The organism is Bradyrhizobium sp. MI1.7, from assembly GCF_055811795.1.
Genome location: NZ_JBVVPO010000087.1, coordinates 1 through 25,956, shown reverse-complemented (window position 1 = coordinate 25,956; position 25,956 = coordinate 1). Strand labels below are relative to the sequence as shown.

At 64.6% G+C, this 25,956-nt stretch carries 19 protein-coding genes; 9 read left to right on the top strand and 10 right to left on the bottom strand.

Annotated features, from left to right (window positions below):
• Positions 1-181 precede the first annotated feature (181 nt).
• Genes AC0L3X_RS41700 through AC0L3X_RS41690 form a run of 3 tightly spaced genes read left to right on the top strand, consistent with a single transcriptional unit; the run spans position 182 to position 3,461 of the window.
• Complete coding sequence (locus AC0L3X_RS41700) at positions 182-1,483, top strand: CpaF family protein (protein ID WP_249807408.1); 1,302 nt, start codon at positions 182-184, stop codon at positions 1,481-1,483.
• Between the two features lie 16 nt (positions 1,484-1,499).
• On the top strand, positions 1,500-2,477 hold the full coding sequence (locus tag AC0L3X_RS41695; RefSeq protein ID WP_063980967.1) for a type II secretion system F family protein: 978 nt from the start codon (positions 1,500-1,502) through the stop codon (positions 2,475-2,477).
• Between the two features lie 9 nt (positions 2,478-2,486).
• On the top strand, positions 2,487-3,461 hold the full coding sequence (locus AC0L3X_RS41690) for a type II secretion system F family protein (protein ID WP_063980966.1): 975 nt from the start codon (positions 2,487-2,489) through the stop codon (positions 3,459-3,461).
• 62 nt (positions 3,462-3,523) lie between these two features.
• On the opposite strand, the gene AC0L3X_RS41685 is transcribed toward AC0L3X_RS41690, so the two are convergent.
• From AC0L3X_RS41685 to AC0L3X_RS41675, 3 genes are all read right to left on the bottom strand, one after another.
• Positions 3,524-4,336 (bottom strand): tetratricopeptide repeat protein, encoded by an 813-nt coding sequence (locus AC0L3X_RS41685; protein ID WP_063980965.1) that lies wholly within the window; start codon positions 4,334-4,336, stop codon positions 3,524-3,526.
• A gap of 94 nt (positions 4,337-4,430) precedes the next feature.
• Entirely contained in the window at positions 4,431-5,930 is a 1,500-nt protein-coding gene (locus AC0L3X_RS41680; RefSeq protein WP_063986076.1) for a metallophosphoesterase family protein, read from the bottom strand.
• Positions 5,931-6,180: 250 nt separating this feature from the next.
• Positions 6,181-6,384 carry a hypothetical protein gene (locus AC0L3X_RS41675; RefSeq protein WP_063980964.1) on the bottom strand — a complete coding sequence of 68 codons (204 nt, stop codon included), beginning with the start codon at positions 6,382-6,384 and terminating at the stop codon, positions 6,181-6,183.
• 219 nt (positions 6,385-6,603) lie between these two features.
• Here AC0L3X_RS41675 and AC0L3X_RS41670 point away from each other — a divergent pair, with 219 nt between their 5' ends.
• Entirely contained in the window at positions 6,604-7,977 is a 1,374-nt protein-coding gene (locus tag AC0L3X_RS41670) for a leucyl aminopeptidase family protein (RefSeq protein ID WP_063980963.1), read from the top strand.
• Complete coding sequence (locus AC0L3X_RS41665; RefSeq protein ID WP_473317403.1) at positions 7,970-8,824, top strand: C40 family peptidase; 855 nt, start codon at positions 7,970-7,972, stop codon at positions 8,822-8,824. The genes AC0L3X_RS41670 and AC0L3X_RS41665 overlap by 8 nt, the downstream gene beginning before the upstream one ends.
• A 100-nt stretch (positions 8,825-8,924) precedes the next feature.
• Here the strand turns inward: AC0L3X_RS41665 and AC0L3X_RS41660 are convergent, their stop codons facing one another.
• The 6 genes from AC0L3X_RS41660 to AC0L3X_RS41635 all read right to left on the bottom strand — a co-directional run bounded on the left by AC0L3X_RS41660 (position 8,925) and on the right by AC0L3X_RS41635 (position 17,426).
• Positions 8,925-10,562: an ABC transporter ATP-binding protein gene (locus AC0L3X_RS41660; protein WP_063980961.1), complete on the bottom strand. Its 1,638-nt coding sequence runs from the start codon at positions 10,560-10,562 to the stop codon at positions 8,925-8,927.
• A 7-nt stretch (positions 10,563-10,569) separates the two neighbouring features.
• Positions 10,570-11,748 carry an ABC transporter permease gene (locus AC0L3X_RS41655; RefSeq protein ID WP_063980960.1) on the bottom strand — a complete coding sequence of 393 codons (1,179 nt, stop codon included), beginning with the start codon at positions 11,746-11,748 and terminating at the stop codon, positions 10,570-10,572.
• Positions 11,748-12,857 carry a microcin C ABC transporter permease YejB gene (locus AC0L3X_RS41650; RefSeq protein WP_028148358.1) on the bottom strand — a complete coding sequence of 370 codons (1,110 nt, stop codon included), beginning with the start codon at positions 12,855-12,857 and terminating at the stop codon, positions 11,748-11,750. Before AC0L3X_RS41650 ends, AC0L3X_RS41655 begins: the two co-directional genes overlap by 1 nt.
• Positions 12,858-12,859: 2 nt before the next feature.
• Positions 12,860-14,743, bottom strand: coding sequence for an extracellular solute-binding protein (locus AC0L3X_RS41645; protein WP_063986075.1), 1,884 nt, complete (start codon positions 14,741-14,743; stop codon positions 12,860-12,862).
• A 14-nt stretch (positions 14,744-14,757) separates the two neighbouring features.
• Positions 14,758-16,659 carry an extracellular solute-binding protein gene (locus AC0L3X_RS41640; protein WP_063980959.1) on the bottom strand — a complete coding sequence of 634 codons (1,902 nt, stop codon included), beginning with the start codon at positions 16,657-16,659 and terminating at the stop codon, positions 14,758-14,760.
• A gap of 212 nt (positions 16,660-16,871) precedes the next feature.
• Positions 16,872-17,426, bottom strand: coding sequence for a c-type cytochrome (locus AC0L3X_RS41635; protein WP_063980958.1), 555 nt, complete (start codon positions 17,424-17,426; stop codon positions 16,872-16,874).
• Between the two features lie 219 nt (positions 17,427-17,645).
• On the opposite strand from AC0L3X_RS41635, the gene AC0L3X_RS41630 reads away from it, so the two are divergent.
• Both AC0L3X_RS41630 and AC0L3X_RS41625 read left to right on the top strand, forming a co-directional pair.
• Positions 17,646-18,386 (top strand): 3-deoxy-manno-octulosonate cytidylyltransferase, encoded by a 741-nt coding sequence (locus AC0L3X_RS41630; RefSeq protein WP_063980957.1) that lies wholly within the window; start codon positions 17,646-17,648, stop codon positions 18,384-18,386.
• A 21-nt stretch (positions 18,387-18,407) separates the two neighbouring features.
• Positions 18,408-19,268, top strand: a complete 861-nt coding sequence (locus tag AC0L3X_RS41625; RefSeq protein WP_014498246.1) for a prephenate dehydratase — start codon at positions 18,408-18,410, stop codon at positions 19,266-19,268.
• A gap of 122 nt (positions 19,269-19,390) precedes the next feature.
• Here AC0L3X_RS41625 and AC0L3X_RS41620 read toward each other — a convergent pair whose 3' ends face one another.
• Positions 19,391-20,404: an LLM class flavin-dependent oxidoreductase gene (locus AC0L3X_RS41620; protein WP_063980956.1), complete on the bottom strand. Its 1,014-nt coding sequence runs from the start codon at positions 20,402-20,404 to the stop codon at positions 19,391-19,393.
• Between the two features lie 399 nt (positions 20,405-20,803).
• On the opposite strand from AC0L3X_RS41620, the gene metF reads away from it, so the two are divergent.
• Both metF and metH read left to right on the top strand, forming a co-directional pair.
• Positions 20,804-21,745 carry a methylenetetrahydrofolate reductase [NAD(P)H] gene (metF, locus tag AC0L3X_RS41615; RefSeq protein ID WP_063980955.1) on the top strand — a complete coding sequence of 314 codons (942 nt, stop codon included), beginning with the start codon at positions 20,804-20,806 and terminating at the stop codon, positions 21,743-21,745.
• 6 nt (positions 21,746-21,751) lie between these two features.
• Positions 21,752-25,600, top strand: coding sequence for a methionine synthase (metH, locus tag AC0L3X_RS41610; protein WP_063980954.1), 3,849 nt, complete (start codon positions 21,752-21,754; stop codon positions 25,598-25,600).
• The last annotated feature ends 356 nt before the right edge of the window (positions 25,601-25,956 follow it).

The window sequence follows — 25,956 nt, the reverse complement described above, 5'->3', positions numbered from 1 at the left end:
CGACGTTCTCGGCTACGGCCCGCTGGAGCCTCTGCTGTCGCGCGACGACATCGCCGACATCATGGTCAACGGCGCCGGCCGCGCGGGGGCAAGCGGCGGCGAGGCGACGGCCGGCGGGGGCGGCGCGCGCGACACCGCGGGCGCCGGAGCCTGGGCAGGCTCTGGCGACACGGCGCCGGCCATGGAATCCCGCCGCTCGGACAATTACTACGAGGTCAAGGCAACGATCTTCGGTGCGCTGATCGAGGCCATCGACCTCGCCCAGCTCGCCAAGCTCGACTCCGAGTCCGCGCGCGAGGAAATCCGCGACATCGTCAACGAGATCATCGCGATCAAGAACATCGTGATGTCGATCGCCGAGCAGGAAGAGCTGCTCGACGATATCTGCAACGACGTTCTCGGCTACGGCCCGCTGGAGCCTCTGCTGTCGCGCGACGACATCGCCGACATCATGGTCAACGGCGCCGACACCGTCTACATCGAGGTCGCCGGCAAGATCCAGCGCACCGGTATCCGCTTCCGCGACAACCAGCAGCTCCTCAACATCTGCCAGCGCATCGTCAGCCAGGTCGGCCGGCGCGTCGACGAATCCTCGCCGATCTGCGACGCGCGCCTCGCCGACGGCTCCCGCGTCAACGCCATCGTGCCGCCGCTGTCGATCGACGGGCCCACGCTCACCATTCGAAAATTCAGGAAGGACAAGCTGACGCTGGATCAGCTGGTCAGGTTCGGCGCGATCTCGCCGGAGGGCGCGGAAATCCTCCAGATCATCGGCCGCGTCCGCTGCAACGTGCTGATCTCCGGCGGCACCGGCTCCGGCAAGACCACGCTGCTCAACTGCCTGACCAACTACATCGAGCACGACGAGCGCATCATCACCTGCGAGGACGCGGCCGAGCTCCAGCTCCAGCAGCCGCACGTGGTGCGACTCGAAACCCGTCCGCCCAACATCGAGGGCGAAGGCCAGGTCACCATGCGCGAATTGGTGCGCAACTGCCTGCGTATGCGCCCCGAACGCATCATCGTCGGCGAAGTCCGCGGACCCGAGGCGTTCGACCTGCTCCAGGCCATGAACACCGGTCATGACGGCTCGATGGGCACGCTCCACGCCAACAATCCGCGCGAAGCACTGTCGCGCTGCGAATCCATGATCACGATGGGCGGCTTCTCACTGCCCTCGCGCACCATCCGCGAGATGATCTGCGCTTCGATCGACGTCATCGTCCAGGCCGCGCGCCTGCGCGACGGCTCGCGCCGCATCACGCACATCACCGAGGTGATGGGCATGGAAGGCGACACCATCATCACCCAGGACATCTTCCTCTACGACATGGTCGGCGAGGACGCCAACGGCAAGATCATCGGCCGGCACCGCTCGACCGGCATCGGCCGCCCGAAATTCTGGGAGCGTGCGCGCTATTACGGCGACGAGAAGCGCCTTGCCGCCGCGCTCGATGCGGCGGAAGTCGCGCCGAAGACATGAGCAGATCGGCGCAGCCATGAACATGCAGGTCCTTGCCCTCGCCTTCCTAGCCACCGCCGCCGTCGGCGGCATCGCCTGGGTGTTCCTTTATCCGCTCCTGTCCGGAGAACGGAAGGCGGAAAACCGCCGTGCCTCGATCGCGCGCGCCGATGCGCCCGCGGCCAAGCAGACCGAAAAGAGCCAGCGGTCGCGCCGCGAGCAGGTCGAGACGTCGCTCAAGGATCTCGAGGCGCGGCGCCAGCAGGAGAAGAGCGTTCCGCTCGGTGTTCGCCTGTCGCAGGCAGGGCTCGACTGGACGCCACAGAAATTCTGGATCGTGTCCGCCGTCGTGGCGGGAGTGCTGTTCGCGGCCGCCATGTTCGTTGGCGGCGGCCTGCTTGGCGCCGCGGGCCTTGCCTTCGCCGGCGGCTTCGGCCTGCCGCGCTGGGCGCTGGGCTTCCTGAAGAAGCGACGCGAAAACAAATTCCTGGCGGCGCTGCCCGATGCGGTCGACGTGATCGTTCGCGGCATCAAGGCGGGCCTGCCACTGTTCGAATCGATCAAGGTCGTCGCCGCCGACTCGCCTGAGCCGCTGCGCAGCGAGTTCCTGGCCATCATCGAGACCCAGGCGATCGGCATGCCGCTCGGCGAGGCCTGCTCGCGTCTGTACGAGCGCATGCCGCTGCCGGAAGCCAACTTCTTCGGCATCGTCATCTCGATCCAGCAAAAATCCGGCGGCAACCTCTCCGAAGCGCTCGGCAACCTCTCCAAGGTGCTGCGCGACCGCAAGAAGATGAAGGAAAAGATCCAGGCGATGTCGATGGAGGCCAAGGCCTCGGCCGGCATCATCGGCTCGCTGCCGCCGATCGTGATGTTCCTCGTCTATCTCACGACTCCGCACTACATCTCGCTGCTTTGGACCCATCCGACCGGCCAGCTCATGCTGGTCGGCTGCGTCGTCTGGATGTCGATTGGCATCATGGTGATGAAGAAGATGATCAATTTCGATTTCTAACGGTGCCGTATGGTCGAATTCCTCGTTTCGAAACTGCATGATGTCCGCTTCATGACCATGCTGCTGGCGGCCATCGCCGCCAGCGCCACCGTCTATACGCTGGTGATGCCGCTTTTCGCCGGCGAAGGCCTCGCCAAGCGCATGAAGGCGGTGGCGAGTGAGCGCGAGCGCATCCGCCAGCGCGAGCGCGAGCGCCTCAACAAGAGCGAGAAGGTCTCGCTGCGCCAAACGCCGAAGCAGGTCGTCTCCCGGGTCGTCGAGGACTTCAACCTCACCAAATGGCTCGCGCAGGAAGCCGCGCGCGACAAGCTCATCATGGCGGGCTATCGCGGCCAGGCGCCCTACATCACCTTCCTCTTCGCCCGCATGGTGGCTCCGCTCGTGCTGTTCGTCGGCTCGATCATCTACGTGTTCCTGATCGCGCATATGCAGCAGTCGATGCCGATCAAGATCGGCATCTGCATCGGCGCGGCCTATCTCGGCCTTCAGGCGCCCATGCTGTTCCTCAAGAATGCGATCTCCAAGCGCCAGCTATCGATCAAGCGCGCCTTCCCCGATGCGCTCGACCTGCTCCTGATCTGTATCGAATCCGGCATGTCGGTCGAAATGGCGTTCCGGAAGGTCGCTACCGAAATCGTTGGCCAGTCGATCGCGCTGTCCGAGGAGTTCACCCTGACCACGGCCGAGCTGTCCTATTTGCAGGATCGCAAGGTCGCCTATGAGAACCTGGCGCGGCGCACCGGGCTCGAGGGCGTCAAGTCGGTGTGTCTCGCGCTTCAGCAGGCGGAGCGCTACGGCACCCCGCTCGGGCATTCCTTGCGCGTCATGGCGCAGGAAAACCGCGACATGCGCATGAACGAGGCCGAGAAGAAGGCCGCCGCGCTGCCGCCGAAGTTGACGGTGCCGATGATCCTGTTCTTCCTGCCGGTGCTGTTCGTCGTCATTCTCGGACCGACCGGCATCAAGATCAGCGAGCTGCACTGACGTCGAGACGCGGGCCGCGCGCGGTCCGCCGGCAGCTTCAGGATTGCAAGATCAGGTTCTGATCAATCGGGCTGGCTGAGCGAGGCGACCGGCGTCCGCTTCGGTGCGCCGCGCGGAGCGTCGCTGCGGCTCAGCATTTCCTTGAGGTAAGCGACATTGGCCGCGGCCTGGTCGGGCGGCAGGTCGGCCTTCACGATCGTCTCGGCTTCGGCGAAACGGCCCTGGAGACCGATGACGAGGCCGAGATTCTGCCGCACCCGGGTACTGGCGCGCGGCGAGGCGTAGGCCTGCCGCAACGCCTCTTCGGCCTTCGGCAGGTCCTTCGACAACATGTAGGACAGGCCGAGATTGGAGAGCACGCCGGGATCGCCTGGTGCGATCCTCAGCGCGCTCGCATAATAGGAACGCGCCTCGTCGTGGCGGCCCATCTGATCGAGCGCGGTGCCCTGCACCGAGAGCAGGCGCCAGTCCGGATTGTCGGGCGAGTGCGCCTTCGACAGCACATCGAAGGCTTGCTGAAAATTGCCGTTGTCGGCGAGCGCGCGGCCATACTGCGCGAGCAGCGCCTTGTTGCCGGGATTGGCGATGGTCGCCTGCTCGAGCACGGCGGCGGCCTGGGCGCGCTGGCCGTTGGCGCGCAAGGCCTGGCCGTAGCCGAGCGCCGCGTCGGCGTCCTTGGGATTGGCACGGTAGCGCTCGCCATAGACGTCGACGGCGCGCGCGGGATCGGCGGGGGCGGCTTCCGTCCGCGGCCCGACAGAGCCTGTGACGTCGGAGAGTTTCGACATGGCCGTGCAGCCGCCGAGGCCCATGGCCACTGCCGCCACCAGCGAAGTGGACGCGAGAAGCCGGGCAAGACTGAACCGTTGACGCATGACGCTTTTGACTCACGAGCCGATTGATCGAGCCGAACGCGCCAGCAATAGACTGTTAACCCTAACGGCCGGTTAACGTCAGCCTGGCTGCCCCTCACGGCGGTGTCTGCGGCGGCGGCTCGCCACCGAGGGCCAGCTCGAGACCGAGCACCCTCACCGGCTCGTTCAGGTCGTGCAGCAGCAATTGCAGCCGCCGCGCCTGGGCAACATCGACGCCCGCGCTCGGCATCCCGGGCCATTCGCGCCGGAAGTCGTCGCGGTTGACCAGCCGCTTCGCAAGCAGCTCGTCGAGCTGAACATCGTCAATGCCGAGCACATCGGCGCAGTGCTCGATCAGGCGGCGCAGCAGCAACTTCACCGCGGCCAGCGCCCCGGCGTCATCCCTGCGCTCCGATCTCGCGAACTTGCCCTCGATATCGGCCCAGGCCCATGAGGTCACGAGATAGGCGTGGAGCGCGCTCGGCCAGTCCACCTCGCTGTCGGCATAGAAAGCGCGGCGCATCAGGAGCCGGCGAGCCTGTGCGGCGACTTGATCACGCTTCAGCATCGCACATGAGGCGATCTCGATGGCCGACTGGACGGCGGGATCACGCGAAAAATCCCGTCCTGCCGGCAACCTGATGACGCCGTCCGGCAGGTTCGAGTCGAGCAGCCCGAAGGTGCCGTCGTTGCGCGGCCGCGAATAGCGCGTGATCGCGAACTGGTGCTCCGTGCGGCCGGCCTGGGACGATGCGCCAAAATGAATGATGTTGAAGCCGGCATCGTCACCGGCCTGCCCGGTCGAGGACGGACAGGAGAGCACGTAGATCGTACGCCAGAAGGCTTCGCCGCTTTCGCTCCGCGTGGCACGCGGATCCGGAATCGAATAGCGGGTGAGCCCCTCGACATGCCGGTGTCCGTGCAGGACCAGATTGACGTTGAGCGACGTCGCCGCTTCGAGGAACGTTGCGGGCGCCGCGAGATACATCAGCGGTTCGTCGGGGACGCCGAGAAACCGCTTTCCTTCGCCGGTCGCCTGCGGCAGCGGATGATGATGCAACGCCAGTACGCGCACCAGGTTTTCCGCCGGCTCGGCATAGTCGGCGCGCCCCACGGATCCCATGCTGCCCGCGAGCTCGACGCTCAGCCGGGCGGAATCCGCGACAAGCGCGCTGTAGGCGCTCTCGTCGACATGGCCGCTCGCGAGCGTCGAGAGGCTCGCGCGGTTGGAGTCCAGCAGCACCAGATCGAGGCCGGCCTGGCGGTAATAGACGCTCTTCGAGCTCCGCGGCAGATGCAAATAATCATAGACGTCGTGGCGGCCCGCGCGCTGGCTCGGGCGCTTGACGTCGTGATTGCCCGCGACCGCCTGGATGTCGGTGAACAGTCCGGTCTGCCGGAAGGACGCGATGACGGCGAGCGCTTCGTCCAGCGCGCGCGGCGTCGGGTCGTCCACGAGATCACCCGTGATCAGCAGAATGCGATCGGGAACGTCCGCGAAGTCCGCCATCGCCTGGCGGATTGCGGCACCGAGCGCCTCGGTCGTCGCCAGCAGCCGGCCTGACCCGTCCAGATGCAGGTCGGAAATCTGCGCAATAACGAACGCTCTATCCATTTTGCGCCGCTCATTTGCGAATGCTGCGCCGCCCAAACGATGAGAAGAATGCTTTCGACGAACAGGTTTGGCCGGATATCAAGCCGGCCCGCCGCGTTGTTGCGCTCGGCAGAACCGCACGGCACAATCTAAAATATCCATCAATAATGCCACAACCGCGGCGCTAGTAAAGCCCCGCGGCCGCGCGCTCGTGAACGGCAGTTCTCAGCATGGGTACGAGATCCGCCCGGCGATGGTTTCGCTCACCCGATCAATATTCGATGGCAAGCCGCTTGCGGATTTCGTCGATGCGCTTGTCGAGCGCATCGAACCGCGCGTGGACGGAGCGGTCGTGGAGATAGAAGACGTAACCGCCGGCAAGGAATGCGAAGATCCAGTGATGATGCTCGACATAACCAAAAATCGCCTCGACGACCTGGCCGATGAATGTGACCACGCTCCACACAAATTCCATTGCAGTTTCCTCCCGGCAGGCCTCGTCTTCGGCCGCCGGTCATCTCCTGCACACTTTCCCAGTCGATCCGGCGGCCGTTGCCGGAACCTAGCATGGGCCCCTTGCGGCGAGTAGCGGGTCGCTGAACGGTGACAGCAAAGCCGATTGCAGCCGCGGCGAAACTCTGCGAAGTCTCGTCCGTTCGCATGACCTGCTTGATCTGACGATCCGGACCCGCCAATGCCTTCTGTCTTCGAGACATCGCCCACCGCCATCCCGATCACCTTCGTCACCAAGTCGAGCTGGGATCAGGTCGCCGAGAAATTGCCGCCGGTGCAGCGCCAGTTCGCCGCCGCGAGCGCCTTTGCCGCCAAGCCGGGTGGCTATCTCGCGCTGCCCGCCCCGGACGGAGCGATCGCGCAAGTGCTGTTCGGACTCGAGGACGAGGGCGCGAGATCACGCGACCTGTTCCGGCCGGGCGCCCTGCCTGGCCTGCTGCCGCCGGGCATCTATCACTTTGCCAATGCCCCCCACGATGCGCGGTTGGCGTCGCTCGCCTTTGCACTCGGCAGCTACCGCTTCGCCCGCTACCGCAAGGCTGACCGCCCCGCCGTCCGGCTGGTACCGCCCGATGGCGTCGACGCGGCCGAGATCAATCGCATGGCGGATGCCGCGATGCTGGCGCGCGATCTCATCAACACGCCGGCTAACGACATGGGCCCGGAAGAGCTCGCCGCGGCCGCGCAAGCGCTCGCCACGGAATTCGGTGCGAGCTTTGCCTGCACCATCGGCGAGGATCTGAGGACGAATTTTCCACTGATCCACGCCGTCGGCATGGCCTCCGACCGCGCGCCGCGGCTGATCGACATCGTCTGGGGCGATCCGGCCGATCCCAAGGTGACGCTGGTCGGCAAGGGCGTCTGCTTCGACACCGGCGGGCTCGACCTCAAGCCGTCGAGCGGCATGCTGATCATGAAGAAGGACATGGGCGGTGCCGCCAACGTGCTGGCGCTCGCGCGCATGGTGATGGATGCGAAGCTCAAGGTCCGCCTGCGCGTGCTGATTCCGGCGGTCGAAAATGCCGTCTCCAGCAATGCCTTCCGGCCGCTCGACATCTTCACCTCGCGCAAGGGCATCACGGTCGAGATCGGCAACACCGACGCGGAGGGCCGGCTCGTGCTCGCCGACGCGCTGGCGCTGGCCGACGAGGAAAAGCCGGACCTTCTGATCGATTTGGGCACGCTGACTGGCGCGGCGCGCGTCGCGCTGGGGCCGGATTTACCGCCCTTTTACACCAATGATGAGACGCTGGCCGCCGACGTCGCGCGTTGCGCGGCGAAGGAGAACGATCCGTTGTGGCGCATGCCGCTGTGGCCGCCTTACGATGCGTGGCTGGACTCCAAGACCGCCACCATCACCAACGCACCCTCCGGCGGCTTTGCCGGCTCGATCACCTGCGCGCTGTTCTTGCAACGGTTCGTCGAGCAGGCAAAGAGCTGGCTTCATGTGGATATTTACGGCTGGACCCCGTCGGCGAAGCCGGCGCGGCCCGAAGGCGGCGAATGCCAGGCCGCGCGCGCCATCTACACATTACTGAGCGAGCGCTATGCATGATCCAGCACACGATCCAAGGCTGACACCGGCGCGCGGCGACCTCGCCGCGAAATATCTCGAAGGCAAGGTGCAAGCCCACCGCTTCGTCACGGGCGAGGAATTCGAGGTCTTCGAGGCGATCGCACCCGTGCGCGAGCAGCCGTCGTCGAACGCGATGCTGATGACGGAGGCGCTGCGCGGCGAACGCGTCACGGTCTACGATCGCAATGGCGAGGGCTGGGCCTGGGGCCAGCTTGGTGGCGATGGTTATGTCGGCTGGCTGCCTGATGCAGCGCTGATGAAGCCATCGGCCGCCCCGACCCACAAGGTGAGCGCGCTCCGGACATTCGCCTTCCCCGGTCCCTCGATCAAGCTGCCGCCGGCCGGCACGCTCGCGCTGGGCTCGAAGATTGCGGTGGTGCGCGAGGACGGCAGCTTCGCCGTGACGCGCGACGGACAATATCTGCCGAAGGCCCATCTCGCCCGGCTCGATCATCGCGAGCCGGACTTCGTCGCGGTCGCCGAGCGCTTCGTCGGCACGCCCTATCTCTGGGGCGGCAAGAGCAGCCTCGGTATCGATTGCTCCGGACTCGTGCAGGTCTCGCTGACAGCAGCAGGCATCGGCTGCCCGCGCGACAGCGACATGCAACAGGCAGGGCTCGGCCGCGCGCTGGAGCCGCATGAGCGGACCAAGCTGCAACGCGGCGATCTCATTTTCTGGAAGGGACATGTCGCCATCGTCCGCGATGGCAGCACCATGGTTCACGCCAACGCCCATCACATGGCAACCGCGATCGAGGCGACCGAACCGGCGATCGCGCGGATCAAGGCAGCAGGCAGCGAAATCGTCACGATCAAGCGGCTGTAGCACGACTTCGTGGGATGGGTAGAGCGCAGCGAAACCCATCGTTCTCACCACGCGCTGCGATGCGATGGGTTTCGCTTCGCTCTACCCATCCGACTGAAGACTAGGTCGCCACCGCCCCGTTCCCCGCCGTCTCCAGCCGGAACGCCGCCGCGAAGAGCGCGCGCGTGTAATCCGTCTTCGGGCTCTTGAACAGTTCGGCGGCCTGTCCCTCCTCGACCACCTTGCCGCCGCGCATCACGATGAGATGGCTGGCGAGCGAGGCGACGACGCGCAAATCGTGCGAGATGAACATGTAGGTGAGATCGCGCCTGCGCTGGAGTTCCCGCAAGAGGTCGACCATCTGCGCTTGAATCAGCATGTCGAGTGCGCTGGTCGGCTCGTCCAGCACGACGAAATCCGGCTCCAGCACCACCGCGCGCGCGATGCTGATGCGCTGGCGCTGGCCGCCGGAAAATTCATGCGGATAGCGATAGCGGGTGTCCGCCTTCAACCCGACGTCCTCGAGTGCCTTGACGACGCGCTCCTCACGCTCCTCGCGCGACAGCTTTGGCTGGTGCACGGTGAGGCCCTCGGCGATGATGTCGGCAACCGACATGCGCGGGCTGAGCGAGCCGAACGGATCCTGGAACACGATCTGCATGTCGCGCCGGAAGGGGCGCATCTCCTTGAAGCGCAGGCCCTGGATATCTTTGCCGAGGAACACGATGCGCCCGTTCGAGGAAATCAGCCGCATCAGGGCGAGCCCGAGCGTGGTCTTGCCCGAGCCGGACTCGCCGACAACGCCGAGCGTCTCGCCCTTGCGTACGGCAATGCTGACGCCGTCGACCGCCTTGATGTGGCCGACCGTCTTGCGCATCAGGCCGCGCTTGATCGGAAACCAGACCTTCAAATCATCGGCGGACATCACCACCGGTGCATTCGGCTGCGGCGGCGCCGGATCGGGCTTCGGCTCCGCCGCGAGCAGGTCGCGCGTATAGGGATGGTTCGGGGTCCTGAAGACCTGCTCGACCGGCCCCTGCTCGACGATCTCACCGCCCTTCATGACACAGACTTGGTCGGCGATGCGGCGCACGATGCCGAGATCGTGGGTGATGAACAGCAGGCTCATGCCGAGCCGTGAGCGAATTTCCGCGAGCAGCGTCAGGATCTGCGCCTGCACGGTGACGTCGAGCGCCGTGGTCGGCTCGTCCGCGATCAAGAGGTCCGGCTCGTTGGCGAGCGCCATCGCGATCATCACGCGCTGGCGCTGACCACCGGAGAGCTGGTGCGGATAGCTGTTGAGCCGCGTTTCAGGCTCGGGAATGCCGACCTGCGTCAGCAGTTCCAGCGTCCGCTTGCGCGCCTCGGCATTGCTGGTCGGATTGTGGAGCTGGATGATCTCGCCAATCTGCGCCTCGATCGTGTGCAACGGATTGAGCGAGGTCATCGGTTCCTGGAAGATGATGGAGATATCGCTGCCGCGAATCTCCCGCATCTGCTGCTCGGACTGGTCGATCAGCTCCCGCCCCTTGAAGCGGATGCTGCCCGAGGGATGCGAGGCATTCGGATAGGGCAGGAGCTTCAGGATCGAGAGCGCGCTGACCGACTTGCCGGAACCGGACTCGCCGACCAGTGCGACGCATTCGCCGCGCTTGATCTGGAACGAGACCTTGTCGACCGCGAGCGTGGTGGCGCCGCCCTGGTGGAAGGCCACCGAGAGGTCGCGGACGGCAAGCAGGGGCTGGTTGATCGCGTCCATCACGCCCTCACTTGAACGTCTTGCGCGGATCGAAGGCGTCGCGCACGGCTTCGCCGATGAAGATCAAGAGCGACAGCATGATCGCGACCGAGAAGAAGCCGGAGAAACCAAGCCAGGGCGCCTGCACGTTGGACTTGCCCTGCGACAGCAGTTCGCCGAGCGACGGCGAGCCGGGCGGCAACCCGAAGCCGAGGAAATCGAGGGCCGTGAGCGTCATGACCGACGAGGAGACGATGAACGGAAGGAACGTCATCGTCGCGACCATCGCGTTCGGCAGCAGATGCTTGAACATGATCACGGCGTTCGACACGCCGAGGGCGCGCGCGGCCTGGATGTACTCGAAATTGCGCCCGCGCAGGAACTCCGCGCGCACGAGCCCGACCAGCGACACCCAGGAAAACAGGAGCAGGATGCCGAGCAGCACGAAGAAGCCAGGCACGAGCACCGACGAGAGGATCAGCAAGAGGTAGAGCGAAGGGATCGCAGTCCATATCTCGATGAAACGCTGGAACAACAGATCGACCCAGCCGCCGAAATAGCCCTGCACCGCGCCGGCCGCGATGCCGACGACGGAGGAGACAATGGTCAGGCACAGGCCGAACAGCACCGAGATACGGAAACCGTAGATCAGGCGCGCAACCACGTCGCGGCCCTGATCGTCGGTGCCGAGCCAGTTGTATTCGAGGTCGCGGCAGCTCTTGAGGCCCTTCTTCTCGACGACAGGCTTGCACTGCGCCTCCGTCAGCATCCAGGTCGGCGGCGACGGCGCCGGCGTCGGCAGGTCGAGATTGTGGGTGTCGTAGGAATAGCGGATCAGCGGCCAGACGATGCTGCCACCCTTGTCCTTGATCAGCTTCTGCAAATAGGGATCGCGGTAGTCGGCCGCCGTCTCGAAGTCGCCACCGAAGGTCGTCTCGGAATAGGTGACGAAGGCCGGCCAGTAGAGATGGCCGTCGTACTTGATCAGGAATGGCCGGTCATTGGCGATCAGCTCGGCAAACAGCGACACCACGAACAGGATCATGAAGATCCAGAACGACCAGTAACCGCGCCGGTTCGCCCTAAAATTCTGCCAGCGCCGCCGGTTGAGCGGAGATGGCACGAACGGCTTGCGTGTGATCGGCACGGCATCGCCGAGCGGCGACTTTGCGGTGGTTTCGATCGGGGTCGGGGCGGTCAGTGTCATCAGACCTCCCGTGCCTCGAAATCGATCCGCGGATCGATCCACATGTAGGTCAGGTCAGAGATGAGGTTGATCACGAGGCCGACAAGCGAAAAGATGAAGAGCGTGCCGAACACCACGGGATAGTCGCGGTTGAGAACGCTCTCGAAACTGAGCAGTCCGAGCCCATCCAGTGAGAAGATGGTCTCGATCAGAAGCGAGCCCGAGAAGAAAGCGTGAATGAAGGTGCTGGGAAAGCCCGCGATCACGATGAGCATCGCGTTGCGGAAGACGTGGCCATAGAGCACCCGATTCTCGCTGCAGCCCTTTGCGCGCGCGGTCATCACGTATTGCTTGCGGATCTCATCCAGAAACGAGTTCTTGGTCAGGAACGTCATGGTGGTGAACGCGCCGAGCCCCATGGCGATCAGCGGCAGCGTCAAATGCCAGAAGTAATCGATGATCTTCCAGTACCAGGGAAATTGCGACCAGCCGTCTGACGTCAGTCCGCGCAATGGGAACCAGTTGAAGAACGAGCCCCCGGCGAACAGGATGATCAGGAGGATCGCGAACAGGAAGCCGGGAATCGCGTAGCCGAGCACGAGCACGCTCGACGTCCAGGTATCGAAGCGCGTTCCGTCCTTGACTGCCTTCCGGATGCCGAGCGGAATCGAGATCAGGTAGGTTAGCAGCGTCAGCCAGATGCCAAGCGAGATCGAGACCGGGAGCTTTTCCTTGATCAGCTGGAGCACGCTGACATCGCGAAAATAGCTGTTGCCGAAATCGAAGCGGGCGAAATTCCACACCATCAGCGCGAAGCGTTCGGGGGCCGGCTTGTCGAAGCCGAATTGCTTCTCCAGCTTCTTGATGAAGTCAGGGTCCAGGCCCTGCGCGCCGCGATATTTCGAATTGATGGCGTCGCCACCAGCGCCCAGCTGACCGGGCGCGCGCTGAGCGAAATCACCGCCGCCCGAGATGCGCGAGCTGCCGCCGGTGTCGGCGCCCGAGAGCTGCGCGATGACGCGCTCGACCGGGCCGCCCGGCGCGAATTGCACGACGACGAAGGAGACGAAGAGGATCCCGAGCAGGGTCGGGATCATCAGGAGGATGCGGCGGGCGATATAGGCGCTCATGATTATTTCGCCTGCTCGAGCTTGGTCGCCTTGGCGGCATCGAACCACCAGTTCTCCGGCGCACCGACGCCTTGCGCATATTTCGCCGGCTTGTCGGGATGGCTGAACTGGTCCCAATAGGCCACGCGATGAAAGTTTGCGTACCACTGAGGCACCCAGTAGCGCCCGGCCCGGAACACGCGATCGAAGGCGCGGCAGGCCGTGGTCAGCTCCGCCCTGGTCTGGGCGGCAATGATCTTCTCGATCAGCGCGTCGATGATCGGATCGGAGATGCCGGCGAGATTGTAGGAGCCTTTGGTCTTGGCCGCCTGGGAGGAGAAGAACGCCCGCATGGCGTCGCCGGGCGTCGCCGACATCGAGAAGCGTTGGATCGTCATGTCGAAATCGAAATCCTCGAGCCGCGCGCGGTACTGCACGGCATCGACCAGGCGAAACGTGGCGTCGATGCCGAGCGTTGCGAGGTTCTTCAGGTACGGCCCGTGATGCGGCTGGATCGACTGCTCGTCGTTCAGGAACTCGATCGTGAAAGGCTCGCCATTGGGCAGCACCCGCTTGCGATCCTTGACGACGTAGCCCGCCTCGTTGAGCAGCTCGCCCGCCTTGCGCAGCAGGCTGCGGTCCTGTCCCGATCCGTCCGACACCGGCGGCACGAAAGGCTGGCCGAACACTTCGTCAGGCACCTTGCCGCGGAAGGGCTCGAGCAGCGCGAGCTCTTCGGGCGAAGGCGGGCCTGATACCATCATGTCGGAGTTCTGGAATGGCGAGTGCGTGCGCGCATAGGCGCCGTACATGATCGACTTGTTGGTCCATTCGAAGTCGAAGGCGTAGGTCAGCGCCTCCCGCACGCGCGGATCCTTGAACTTGTCGCGGCGGATGTTGATGAACCAGCCCTGCGCACCCGACGGGGTCTCGTCCGGCAGCTGCTCGCGCTTGACCCGGCCGTCCTTGATCGCCGGGAAATCATAGCGTGTGGCCCAGATGCGCGAGGTGAGCTCCTCGCGGAACAGATAGTTCTTGCCGGTGAAGCCTTCGAAGGCAACGTCGCGGTCGCGGTAGAATTCGTAGCGCACCGTGTCGAAATTGTAGCTGCCGCGGCAGACCGGCAGGTCGGCGCCCCACCAGTCCTTGACGCGCTCATATTCGACATAGCGGTTCACCTCGAACCTGCCGACCTTGTACGGGCCGGAGCCCAGCGGCGTATCGAGCGTCGATTCATCGAAGGCGCGCGTGGCATAATAGGCCTTCGAGAAGATCGGCAGGCTTGCGACATAGAGCGGCACGTCGCGCGCGCGGTTCGGCGCGAAGGTGACGGCCACGGTGGCGTCGTCCAGCGCCTCGGCCTTCACGAAATCGCGGAGCTGCACGACGATCAGCGGATGGCCCTTCTCCTTCAGCGTGTTGAGCGAGAAGGCGACGTCATGCGCGGTGAGCCGGGAGCCGTCGTGGAAGCGGGCCTCGGGCCGTATCGTGAAGGTGTAGGTCAGCTTGTCCGGCGAGATTCGCACCGATTTCGCCGCAAGCCCGTACATCGCGTCGGGCTCGTCATTGGCCCGCGCCATCAACGGCGCGAAGGTCATGTCCATACCCTGCGCACCTTCGCCCTTCAGGATGTAAGCGTTGAGCGAAGAGAACGTGAAGTAGGACTGGTTGTAGGCCCGCACCGAGGGAATGAGCGAGAACGCGCCGCCCTTCGGCGCGTCGACATTGACGTAGCCGAAATGGTGGAAATCGGCGGCATATTTGAGATCGCCGAAGGCCGAGATGCCGTGCGCCTCGGTCCCCGCTTCGGATGCGCGCGCGCCATGTAGCAGCGGTGCGCCGAGGGACACGCCGACGGCGCTACCGACACCCAAGACCAGCACATGGCGGCGTGACATCTGCGTCATGCGGGGGATGTCCTTCACGACTTCTTTGCGATCCGTGCCGCCTTGTCTGCGTCGTACCACCAGATGAACGGGAAGCCGGACTGACCGTATTTGGGCAATTCCGCCGGTCGGCCGAAGCGATCCCAGCGCGCGGTGCGGATCTTCGAATAGGTCCATTGCGGAACGACGTAGTTATTCCACAGCAGCACGCGGTCGAGCGCTTTGGTTGCCGCGACGAGATCGTCGCGACCCGTGGCGTAGATCAGCCTCTCGATCAGCTTGTCAATCGCCGGATTCTTGATGCCGGCAATATTGCGCGAACCAGCGATGTCGGCCGTCTTGGACGACCAGAACTCGCGCTGCTCGTTGCCCGGCGACTGCGACTCGCCCCATGAGTTGGTGACGACGTCGAAATCCCAGTCCCGAGTCCTGTTCTCGTATTGAGTCGGGTCGACCGTGCGCACGCTGACCGCGATGCCGAGTCGTTCCAGCGACGGCTTGTAGAACAGCGTGACCCGCTCGAAGCTCGGATCCTGATTCAGCAGCTCCAGGGTGAACTGCGCACCGGTCTTGACATCGACCAGCTTGCGGTCGCGCACCTCGTAACCGGCCTCCTTGAACAGGCGCAGCGCCTCGCGAAGATTGTCGCGCACGGCTTCCGGACTGCCGCCGACCGGATTGGTATAGGCCGTCGTGAAGACTTCAGGCGGAACATCGGCGCGAACGGTCTCGAGGATCTCGAGCTCCTTGCCTTGCGGCAACCCGGTCGCCATGAGCTCGTCGATACCGTCGAAATAGCTGCTGACGCGCTTGTACTGACCGTAGAAGATCTGCTTGTTCATCTCCTCGAAGTCGAACGCATAGTTGAGCGCGCGACGGACGCGAGGATCTTTGAATTTGGCGCGGCGCAGGTTCGGCACGAAAGCCTGCATCACACCCGAGCTGCGATTGGCGAACTCCTCGAGGATCACCCGCTTTTCGGTCACGGCCGGGAAGTCGTAGGCTGTCGCCCAGTTCTTCGCACTGTTCTCGGTGCGCCAGTCCACCTGATCGGCCTTGAAAGCCTCGATCGCCACGGTGGCATCGCGGAAATACTCGTAGCGCATCTCGTCGAAATTGTTGCGGCCCACATTGGTGGCGAAATCGCGCCCCCAATAATCCTTGACGCGCTCCAGCGCGATCGACCGTCCCGCCACGAATTCCTTGACCTTGTAGGGACCGGAACCGAGCGGTATTTCGAGCGTGGTCGCGGAGACATCGCGCTTGCGGCCTTGCGCGTCGGTCCCCTCCCACCAATGCTTCGGCAAAACCGTGAGCTGCCCGACGATCTGCGGCAGCTCGCGGTTGCCCGGTGCGTCGAACACGAACTTCACCTCGCGCTCACCGACCTTCTCGGCCTTCACCACATGGCTGTAATAGGCCGAGTACATCGGGTGATGCTTCTTGAAGGCATCCAGCGAGAAGATCACGTCGTCCGCAGTGACCGGCTTGCCGTCATGCCATTTGGCCTGCGGCCGCAAACGATAGGTGACGAAGGAAAAGTCGGCCGGGTGGCTGACGGCCTCGGCCAGCGCGCCGTATTCGGTCGAGACTTCGTCGAGCGAGGTCGTCGTGAGGGATTCGTAGATGAACGCGACGGCACCGGCGACCTGCCCCTTCACTCCCGCCACTACGATATTGAAATTATCGAAAGTGCCGACGGCGATCTGGCGCGCGACACCGCCTTTGGGCGCTTCCGGATTGACGTAATCGAAGCGCTTGAAGTCGGCGGGATATTTGACCTGTCCGAACAGCGACAGCGCGTGGCGCCAGGGCGCCTCACTGGCGGATTGCGCCGCGGCCGTGCCGATGACGGGAAGGCCCCCTACGGAACCGAGGGCGGGGAGCGCTACGGCGGCAGTGCCGGTGAGCAGGAGATCGCGTCGGGTAATGGCCAAATCAACATTCCTGGTCTTGAAGGAGGTTACCCCTTTAAGTGCTCAATATAGGCGAGGTTTCGACGGAATATGTTGCTTTTTCCTCATGTTGGAAGTCCCGGCGGCCTGTCGGATGCGGCCAAACGCCCCGATAAACTCACCGCGAGGCCAGGATAAGCGAACGGCCAGGCTTTTCAGCCTGGCCGCACATTCAAGATCGGTTTTTGACGGCCTTACTTCGACGCCGTCGGGATCGGCTGAGGATGCTCTGACAGCGAATTCAGATAGGCGATGACGTCGGCGCGCTCGGAGTCCTTCGGGATGCCGGCGAAGCCCATCGCGGTGCCCGGGATGAAGCCCTTCGGATTGGCAATGAACTTGTTGAGGTCGTCGAACGACCAGGTGCCGCCCTTGGCCTTCATGGCGGCCGAGAAGTTGAAGCCGTTGCGGCCCTCGCCCCTGGCTTCGCCGACGACGCCATAGAGGTTCGGACCGACGCGATTCGGGCCGCCCTTCTCGAAGGTGTGGCAGGCGCCGCATTTCTTGGCAGCCGAAGCGCCCTTTTCGACGGAAGCGGTCTGGAGCAGCTTTTCGATCGGCTCGGAGGGCGCAGCAGCGGCGCCACCTTCCTTGCCGTGGCCGGCGTCTTCCTTCACGGCAATCTCGAAACCCGGCTTCTCGAGCGGCTTCGGCGTGAACAGCGCCTGGGCGGCGAAGCTCGTCACCAGCAGGATGAGACAGGTGCCCAGCACGGCACCGAGAATCTTATTGAGTTCGAAAGAGTCCATTTCCGGCCAGGCCCCACACCACAGTAAGGAAATAGCGGCCGAGCGGCCGCCAGGACGAGCCTCGGGAGAATCAAACGTTCCTTGTTGTTTCCCCGAGTTTTGCCATTGAGATATCGGTTTGCCCGGGGTCTGGCAACCCGTATAAGCGACCCGGCTTTCAGCCCGTCCCCACCCCATTTCTCGACGCGGAAAACCTCTCGTTTCCAGGCCCTTGACCCGATGATCGATCCCCGCATCCTGGTGCTGATCCCGGCCCGCATGGCCGCCACCCGCCTGCCCGGCAAGCCGCTCGCAGACATCGCGGGCCTGCCGATGATCGTGCATGTGATGCGGCGGGCAGAGGCCGCCGGCATCGGCCGGGTCGCGGTCGCGACCGATACGGACGAGATCGCCTCCGTGGTCACCGCCCATGGCGGCGAAGCCGTGATGACCCGCCCGGAGCACCCCTCTGGCTCGGACCGCATCCACGAGGCGATGCAGAAGCTCGATCCCTCAGGCAAGGCCGAGATCGTGGTCAATCTCCAGGGCGATTTCCCGACCATCACGATCGACAACATCCGCGAGGTGCTGCCGCCGCTGCAAGATCCGGCCGTGGACATCGCGACGCTGGCCTCGCAGATCCACACCCAGGAGGAGGACCTCGCGCCGAGCGTCGTGAAGGCGATCGGAACCTCGCTCGGCGGCCGGCGCATGCGCGCACTTTATTTCACCCGCGCGACCGCGCCGACCGGCGACGGACCGCGCTACCACCATATCGGCCTCTACGCCTATCGCCGCGCCGCGCTGGAGCGCTACGTCTCACTGCCGCCGTCCCCGCTGGAATTGCAGGAGAAGCTCGAGCAGCTCCGGGCGCTGGAGGCCGGGATGCGGATCGACTTCACCATCGTCGATACCGTGCCCCGCGGGGTCGATACGCCGGCGGACCTCGAGACCGCGCGCAGCATCCTTTCCAAATCCTGAGCCGCTGTTACAAGGCCGATCATGAGCAAGCTGAAAATCGCATTCCAGGGCGAACCTGGGGCAAATTCCCACATCGCCATCGTCGAGGCCTATCCCGACGCCGAGCCGATGCCCTGCGCCACCTTCGAGGACGCGCTGTCGGCGATCTCGTCGGGCGAGGCCGATCTCGGCATGATCCCGATCGAGAATTCGGTCGCGGGGCGCGTCGCCGACATCCATCATCTGCTGCCGGCCTCCGGCCTCTTCATCATCGGCGAATGGTTTCTACCGGTCCGCCATCAGCTGATGGCGGTGAAGGGGACGAAGCTCGAGGACATCAAGAGCGTCGAGAGCCACGTGCATGCGCTCGGCCAGTGCCGGCGCATCATCCGCAAGCTCGGCATCAAGCCGATCGTGCACGCCGACACCGCCGGCAGCGCCCGCGACATCTCCGAGCGCAACGACAAGGCCGTCGCCGCGATCGCCTCGCGGCTTGCGGCAAAGATCTACGGCCTCGACATCCTGGCCGAGGACATCGAGGACGAGGCGCACAACACCACGCGCTTCGTGGTGCTGGCGCGCGAGCCGAAATGGGCGGCGCAGGGCTCGGGGCCGCTGGTCACGACTTTTGTATTTCGTGTGCGCAACTTGCCCGCTGCGCTCTACAAGGCGCTCGGCGGCTTTGCCACCAACGGCGTCAACATGACCAAGCTCGAAAGCTACATGGTCGACGGCAATTTCTTCGCCACACAGTTTTATGCCGACGTCGACGGCCACCCTGAAGACAAGGGACTGGCGTTCGCGATCGAGGAGCTGAAATTCTTCTCGCGCGAATTCCGCATCGTCGGCGTGTATCCGGGACACCCCTTCCGCGCGACGTTCAGCGAAACGCAACAGGATTGATTGCGTGTCCCGGACGCGCGAAGCGCGAGCCGGGATCCAGGGGCGGCGATACCCGGAGCGCGATGGGCCCCGGCTCTGCAGCGCACCGCTTCGCGCTGCGCCGCGTCCGGGGCACGAGAGCTTTACGCGGCCGCTTTCAGTCCGAACGCCTCGGCCAGCAGCGAATACGACTTCTTACGCGCGTCGTGATCGTACACGGCCGTAATCACCATCAACTCGTCCGGTTTGCTCGCATCGATCAACGGCTGCAGCTTCTTCTGCACCGTCGCCGGATTGCCAACGAAGAGGCGTGAACGGTTGCGCGAGATCGAAATGCGCTCGGCGTCCGTATAGGGATAGGCCAGCGCCTCCTCGACACTCGGCAGCGGCAGATATTGCCCGCGGTCGCGGCGCAGGCGGTTGAGATCGAACGAGGTGGCGAGCTTTTCGGCCTCCTCATCCGTGTCGGCCGCGATCACGGCAACCGCGAGGATCGCGCGCGGGCTCGCGCTCCAGGCCGAGGGCTGGAAACGGTTGCGGTAATGCACCATCGCATCGATCGCGTCATGGGACGCGAAGTGATGGGCGAAGGCGAAACCCATGCCGACTTGCGCAGCGAGCTCCGAGGAATAGTCGCTGGAGCCGAGCAGCCAGATCGGCGGCAGCTTGGTGTCGTCGGGCATCGCGACGACGTTGTTGTAGGGGTGCCCTGCGGGAAATTCGCGGGTCTCCCACAGAATCAGTTCGTGCAGCCGCTCCAGGAAGTCGTCGCCCTCGCGGCGGTCGAGACGGCTGCGCAGGGCGTAGGCCGTGGCGCCGTCGGTACCGGGGGCGCGGCCGAGACCGAGATCGATGCGGCCGGGAAACAGCGCCTCCAGCATCTTGAAGCGCTCGGCCACCACGAGCGGGGCGTGGTTGGGCAGCATCACCCCGCCGGAGCCGACGCGGATGTGCTTCGTCACCGCCGCGATCTGCCCGATCATCACGTCGGGCGCCGGGCTCGCCACCGAGGCGAGGTTGTGATGCTCGGCGAGCCAGTAGCGGACATAGCCAAGCCCATCGACATGGCGCGCCAGATCGATGCTGTTGCGCAGCGCCGCGGCGGGTCTTGTACCTGTGGTGACGACGGAGAGGTCGAGGACTGAGAGCGGGATCATGGCGCGCTAAGGTAGTGAAGGCCGGCGCGGCGGCAATGGGCAGACTGCGCAGGTCTGGCGTGTGCGGGCCGCGAACCCGCACGGCAGCGCCAGTTGAGGCGATGGGACGAGATTTGTCGCGGCAACACCATCTTCACACTGCCCACACCCCCTATTTGCTCCCGCCCGCCGCCAAAACCGTTGCAATTTGTTGATTTATATAACATTTTGTCATATCCGCGTACTTCCCACTCGCACCCTCATCCGTTCAATATTTCCACCGTTACCGGTGAAAGTGGGCGACTTCCCATCACCGATGGGCTGTCGAGTGCGACCGCTTTGGCTTATCTTGCCCGCATCCAATCGAGACCTGACTGCCGGCCGCCGAAAGCCGGACGAGCCCCTGGAGTGAGTGGTGCCATGACTGATCTGACGACGCCTGCCCGAGCCGAAGGGCAAGACGGGCACCTCCAAAACGGGCACCTCACCTCGAAGCGGCCTGCAATCTCCTTCGAGTTCTTTCCGCCCAAGACGGAAGAGATGGAGCGCAATCTCTGGGAGACCATCAACCGGCTCGCTCCGCTCGACCCGAAATTCGTCTCCGTGACCTATGGGGCCGGCGGCTCGACCCGCGAGCGCACCCATTCGACCATCACCCGCATCCTCAAGGAGACCGCGCTGCTGCCGGCCGCGCATTTGACCTGCGTCGGCGCCTCGCGCGGGGAGATCGACGAGATCGTCGATCGCTATCACGAGGTCGGCGTCCGCCACATCGTCGGCCTGCGCGGCGATCCCGCCGGCGGCATCGGCACGCCCTATTCCAGCCATCCCGACGGCTACCAGAGTTCCGCCGACCTCGTTGCGGGCATCAAGAAGCGGCACGGCGACATCGAAGTGTCCGTATCCGCCTATCCCGAGAAGCACCCTGAAGCGCGCGACTTCGACGCCGACATCGACACGCTGAAGGCCAAGGTCGATGCGGGTGCGACGCGCGCGATCACGCAGGTGTTCTTCGATAACGACCTCTACTTCCGCTACCTCGACCGCGTCCGTGCCCGAGGCATCGACATCCCGATCGTGCCCGGCATCATGCCCATGCACAATTTCAAGCAGGCCCGCAATTTCGTCACCCGCGCCGGCACCTCCGTGCCGGATTGGCTGGCGGAGAAATTCGACGGCCTCGACGACGACGCCGAGACCCGCAAGCTGGTGGCCGCGACCGTTGCCGCCGGCCAGGTGCAGAAGCTGGCGAAGCGCGGCGTCGACACCTTCCATTTCTACACCATGAACCGCGCCGATCTCGTGTTCGCGATCAGCCATTTGCTCGGCATCCGCGCCAAGAGCGCGCAGAAGGCGGCTTAAGATAAAATGACCACTCCCGTTTCTCCCAAGCGAACTGCCCTGCTCAATGCCGCCCGCGAGCGCATCCTCGTGCTCGACGGCGCCATGGGCACGATGATCCAGAACCTCCAGTTCGACGAGGCCGCCTTCCGCGGCGAGCGCTTCAAGGATTTCCATCGCGACCTGCGCGGCAACAACGATCTGTTGATCCTGACCCAGCCGCAGGCGATCGAGGACATCCACGCCGCCTATTTGCGCGCCGGCGCCGACATCGTCGCGACCAACACTTTCTCGACGACCTCGATCGCGCAGGCCGATTACGACCTCACCGACATCGTCTACGAGATGGCGCGCGAAGGCGCCCGCCTCGCCGGCAATGCCGCTCGTCGCATCGAGGCCGAGGACGGCAAGCCGCGCTTCGTTGCGGGGGCCATCGGCCCGACCAACCGCACCGCCTCGATCTCGCCCGACGTTTCCAATCCCGGCTACCGGGCCGTCACGTTCGACGATTTGCGCAAATCCTATGGCGAGCAGATCAACGGCATGCTCGACGGCGGTGTCGATCTGCTGCTGGTCGAGACCATCTTCGACACGCTGAACGCCAAGGCGGCGCTCTATGCGATCGCGGAAATCACCGAAGAGCGCGGCATCGACGTGCCCGTGATGGTGTCGGGCACCATCACCGACAAATCGGGCCGCCTGCTGTCGGGCCAGATGCCGGAAGCGTTCTGGAATTCGGTGCGGCACGCAAAACCCGTCACCATCGGCTTCAACTGCGCGCTCGGTGCGGAAGATCTGCGCGCCCACATCGCCGACATCGGCCGCGTCGCCGACACCTTGGTGTGTGCCTATCCGAACGCCGGCCTGCCCAACGAATTCGGTCAGTACGACGAGACCCCGGAGTACATGGCGCGCCTGGTCGGCGAATTCGCGCGCGATGGCCTCGTCAACATCGTCGGCGGCTGCTGCGGCACCACGCCGGACCATATCGCGGCGATTGCGGCGGCCGTCGCCCCGCACAAGCCGCGTATCGTGCCGGAAATCGAACCTCGCTTAAGGCTCTCCGGCCTCGAGCCATTCATCCTGACGGACGCCATCCCGTTCGTGAACGTCGGCGAGCGCACCAACGTCACCGGCTCCGCTCGCTTCCGCAAGCTGATCACCGCCGGCGACTACACCGCCGCGCTGCAGGTCGCCCGCGACCAGGTCGAGAACGGCGCGCAGATCATCGACGTCAACATGGACGAAGGGCTTCTGGATTCGGAAGCCGCGATGGTGACCTTCCTCAATCTCGTCGCCGCCGAGCCCGACATCGCTCGGGTCCCCGTGATGGTCGATTCCTCGAAATTCTCGGTGATCGAGGCCGGCCTGAAATGCGTGCAGGGCAAGCCGGTCGTCAACTCGATCTCGATGAAGGAAGGCGAGGAGAAGTTCATTCACGAGGCGAAGATCGCCCGGCGCCATGGCGCAGCCGTGGTGGTGATGGCGTTCGATGAGGTCGGCCAGGCCGACACGTTCGCGCGCAAGACCGAGATCTGCAAGCGCGCCTATGACATCCTGGTGGACCGCGTCGGCTTCCCGCCTGAGGACATCATCTTCGATCCGAACATCTTCGCGATCGCGACCGGCATCGAGGAGCACAACAATTACGGCGTCGACTTCATCGAGGCGACGCGCTGGATCCGCCAAAACCTGCCGCACGCGCATATTTCTGGCGGCGTCTCCAATCTGTCGTTCTCGTTCCGCGGCAACGAGCCGGTGCGCGAGGCGATGCACTCGGTGTTCCTGTATCACGCCATCAAGGCGGGCATGGACATGGGCATCGTCAATGCCGGGCAGATGATCGTCTATGACGACATCGATGCCGAGCTGCGCCAGGTGTGCGAGGACGTCATCCTCAATCGCGACCCCGGCGCGTCCGAGCGCCTGCTGGCGCTCGCGGAGAAATTCCGCGGCAACAAGACCCAGACCAAGGAAGCCGACCTCGCCTGGCGCGAATGGCCGGTGGCGAAGCGGCTGTCGCATTCGCTGGTCCACGGCATCACCGAATTCATCGAAGTGGACACCGAGGAGGCCCGCAAGGCATCCAAGCGTCCGCTCGACGTGATCGAGGGCCCCTTGATGGCCGGCATGAACGTGGTCGGCGACCTCTTCGGCGACGGCAAGATGTTCCTGCCGCAGGTGGTGAAGTCCGCGCGCGTGATGAAGCAAGCGGTGGCGTGGCTGATGCCGTTCATGGAGGAAGAGAAGGCGCGCAACCTCGCCAACGGCATCGGCACCGAAGGCTCCTCGTCCGCCGGCAAGATCGTGCTCGCGACCGTCAAGGGCGACGTCCACGACATCGGCAAGAACATCGTCGGCATCGTGCTCCAGTGCAACAATTTCGAGGTCATCGACCTCGGCGTGATGGTGCCGGCGGCCAAGATCGTCGAGACCGTGAAGGCGGAGAAGGCCGACATCGTCGGGCTATCAGGCCTGATCACGCCCTCGCTCGACGAGATGGCGTTCTTCGCCGGCGAATTGCAGCGCGAAGGTTTGAAGCTGCCGCTGCTGATCGGCGGCGCCACCACGAGCCGCGTGCACACGGCGGTCAAGATCGACCCGAGCTACCGCGCCGGTCCCGTCGTCCACGTCAACGACGCCAGCCGCGCCGTCGGCGTCGCCTCCTCGCTGCTCTCGCCAGAGAAGCGCGAGGCTTATGCCGCCGAAGTGCGTGCCGAATACGCAAAAATCTCGGACGCGCATCTGCGCGCGCAGGCGGACAAGAAGCGCCTGAAGCTCGCGGCCGCGCGCGCCAACCGCGTGCCGGTCGACTTTGCCAAGAACAAGCCGGTGAAGCCGACCTTCTTGGGCATCCGCAGCTTTGACGAATACGATCTCGCCGAGCTCGTGCCCTATATCGACTGGACGCCGTTCTTCCAGACCTGGGAGCTTGCCGGCCGCTTCCCCGCCATCCTTGACGATTCCAAGGTCGGCGAAGTCGCACGCTCGCTCTACGACGACGCGCGCAAGATGCTCGATCTGATCGTCAAGGAAAAGTGGTTCAGGGCGCGCGCCACCGTCGGCTTCTGGCCGGCGAATGCGCAAGGCGACGACATCGTGCTCTATGCCGACGAAAGCCGGACCAAGCAGATCGCGACGCTGCACACGCTGCGCCAGCAGCTCGAGAAGCGCGAGGGCCGGTTCAACGCCGCGCTCGCCGACTTCGTCGCGCCCGCCGGCGTCCCCGATTATGTCGGCGGCTTCGTCGTCACGGCCGGCATCGGCGAGGACGTGGTCGCCGACCGCTTCAAGATGGCCAATGACGACTACTCCTCGATCCTGTGCAAGGCGCTGGCCGACCGCCTCGCCGAGGCCTTTGCGGAACGCATGCACGCCCGCGCGCGCCGCGAGTTCTGGGCTTATGCACCGGACGAAGCACTCTCCTGCGACGATCTGATCCTCGAGAAGTACCAGGGCATCCGCCCAGCGCCGGGCTATCCCGCGCAGCCCGATCACACGGAGAAGGCGACGCTGTTCGAGCTGCTCGATGCGGAGGCGACTGCCGGCGTGAAGCTGACCGAGAGCTTTGCGATGTGGCCGGGCTCTTCCGTGTCGGGGCTCTATTTCGCGAACCCCGAGAGCTATTATTTCGGCGTCGGCAAGATCGAGCGTGACCAGGTCGAGGACTATGCCGCACGCAAGGGCATGACGGTGGCGGAAACCGAGCGCTGGCTCGCGCCGGTGCTGAACTACATCCCGTCGCAGCAGACCGACAAGGCCTTCGCGGCGACACCCGCAAACGACGAGACGTCGAAGGACCTCGCCTCGCATCCGCCCGGCTGCACCTGCGCGGTGCATCTCGTCTGGCAGAAGAAGCGCGCGGGGGCGGGGTAGGCCCCGCCTTCGCTTCCCAAGACTAAAAAAGTGAAAAACAACCCCATGCACAGTAGAGGTGGGGTTGAAAGGCTTGAAGAATTTCGGTCTTGCCGAAACGGCTTGCTCCGTCGGGCAAAACACCGGTAATATTCCATCATCGCCTGCCGTGCCGATGGATGCCACGCGCGCGTCCCCATCCTCCCCTGGAGGGGGATTTCGCATGCAGCGAACCGGAATGCGGACCGAGGTGGGTGACGGTCTCTCCGCGTGAACACTACCCGTGTTGAGAGGTGGGGCGCCCCCCCCCCCCCCCCCCGCGGCGGGCCCCCCCCCCCCCCCCCGAGGGGGGGGCGGGCGCCGATAGGGGGGCCCGG

What these genes read in the sequence shown, in the direction of transcription:
- AC0L3X_RS41700 (WP_249807408.1), top strand. Translation starts at nt 182, where the DNA reads ATGGAATCCCGCCGCTCGGACAATTACTACGAGGTCAAGGCAACGATC.
- AC0L3X_RS41695 (WP_063980967.1), top strand. Translation starts at nt 1,500, where the DNA reads ATGAACATGCAGGTCCTTGCCCTCGCCTTCCTAGCCACCGCCGCCGTC.
- AC0L3X_RS41690 (WP_063980966.1), top strand. Translation starts at nt 2,487, where the DNA reads ATGGTCGAATTCCTCGTTTCGAAACTGCATGATGTCCGCTTCATGACC.
- AC0L3X_RS41685 (WP_063980965.1), bottom strand. Translation starts at nt 4,336, where the DNA reads ATGCGTCAACGGTTCAGTCTTGCCCGGCTTCTCGCGTCCACTTCGCTG.
- AC0L3X_RS41680 (WP_063986076.1), bottom strand. Translation starts at nt 5,930, where the DNA reads ATGGATAGAGCGTTCGTTATTGCGCAGATTTCCGACCTGCATCTGGAC.
- AC0L3X_RS41675 (WP_063980964.1), bottom strand. Translation starts at nt 6,384, where the DNA reads ATGGAATTTGTGTGGAGCGTGGTCACATTCATCGGCCAGGTCGTCGAG.
- AC0L3X_RS41670 (WP_063980963.1), top strand. Translation starts at nt 6,604, where the DNA reads ATGCCTTCTGTCTTCGAGACATCGCCCACCGCCATCCCGATCACCTTC.
- AC0L3X_RS41665 (WP_473317403.1), top strand. Translation starts at nt 7,970, where the DNA reads ATGCATGATCCAGCACACGATCCAAGGCTGACACCGGCGCGCGGCGAC.
- AC0L3X_RS41660 (WP_063980961.1), bottom strand. Translation starts at nt 10,562, where the DNA reads ATGGACGCGATCAACCAGCCCCTGCTTGCCGTCCGCGACCTCTCGGTG.
- AC0L3X_RS41655 (WP_063980960.1), bottom strand. Translation starts at nt 11,748, where the DNA reads ATGACACTGACCGCCCCGACCCCGATCGAAACCACCGCAAAGTCGCCG.
- AC0L3X_RS41650 (WP_028148358.1), bottom strand. Translation starts at nt 12,857, where the DNA reads ATGAGCGCCTATATCGCCCGCCGCATCCTCCTGATGATCCCGACCCTG.
- AC0L3X_RS41645 (WP_063986075.1), bottom strand. Translation starts at nt 14,743, where the DNA reads ATGACGCAGATGTCACGCCGCCATGTGCTGGTCTTGGGTGTCGGTAGC.
- AC0L3X_RS41635 (WP_063980958.1), bottom strand. Translation starts at nt 17,426, where the DNA reads ATGGACTCTTTCGAACTCAATAAGATTCTCGGTGCCGTGCTGGGCACC.
- AC0L3X_RS41630 (WP_063980957.1), top strand. Translation starts at nt 17,646, where the DNA reads ATGATCGATCCCCGCATCCTGGTGCTGATCCCGGCCCGCATGGCCGCC.
- AC0L3X_RS41625 (WP_014498246.1), top strand. Translation starts at nt 18,408, where the DNA reads ATGAGCAAGCTGAAAATCGCATTCCAGGGCGAACCTGGGGCAAATTCC.
- AC0L3X_RS41620 (WP_063980956.1), bottom strand. Translation starts at nt 20,404, where the DNA reads ATGATCCCGCTCTCAGTCCTCGACCTCTCCGTCGTCACCACAGGTACA.
- metF (WP_063980955.1), top strand. Translation starts at nt 20,804, where the DNA reads ATGACTGATCTGACGACGCCTGCCCGAGCCGAAGGGCAAGACGGGCAC.
- metH (WP_063980954.1), top strand. Translation starts at nt 21,752, where the DNA reads ATGACCACTCCCGTTTCTCCCAAGCGAACTGCCCTGCTCAATGCCGCC.